This is a genomic window from Bacillus sp. NTK034 (assembly GCF_017303275.1).
GTDB lineage: Bacteria > Bacillota > Bacilli > Bacillales > Cytobacillaceae > Cytobacillus.
The window spans coordinates 1-347 of record NZ_JAFKOJ010000046.1 but is presented as its reverse complement, the minus strand read 5'-3'; the positions used below and the strand labels follow the sequence as shown (position 1 = coordinate 347).

The 347-nt window shown below is 38.6% G+C and carries 2 protein-coding genes; both read left to right on the top strand.

From position 1 onward, the window contains the following. The gene (locus JI665_RS29305; protein WP_414635291.1) at positions 1–147 is read left to right on the top strand and encodes a metal-sensing transcriptional repressor; all 147 of its coding nucleotides are present in this window, start codon (positions 1–3) and stop codon (positions 145–147) included. 12 nt (positions 148–159) lie between these two features. Continuing rightward, positions 160–347: MATE family efflux transporter (locus JI665_RS28320; protein WP_244671355.1), on the top strand; the 188-nt coding region annotated here is incomplete at its 3' end.

Here is a 347-nt window from a genome sequence, read left to right as displayed (position 1 = left end):
ATTGCAGCTATCCGTTCAGCCCTTAACAGCTGCGGAAAAGTAATTTTAAAAGATCATTTGGAAGGCTGTGTGGTTGAGGCGGTTAAAGAGGGAGATGATACTGTTATCGAAAAATTAAATGAAGCCATTGATAAATATATTCGGTAAGGAGAGGTTAGAATGGTTCAAACCCTAAGGTCGGATGAATCGAATAGCCAAATTCTTAAAACCATCCTCTTCTTAGCCATGCCAGCAGTTATCGAGAATTTTTTTCAAACCATTCTCGGCTTCGTTGATACTTTATTTGTTTCTAAACTAGGATTGATTGAAGTTTCTGCTGTCGGTATTACGAATGCAATCCTGGCTGT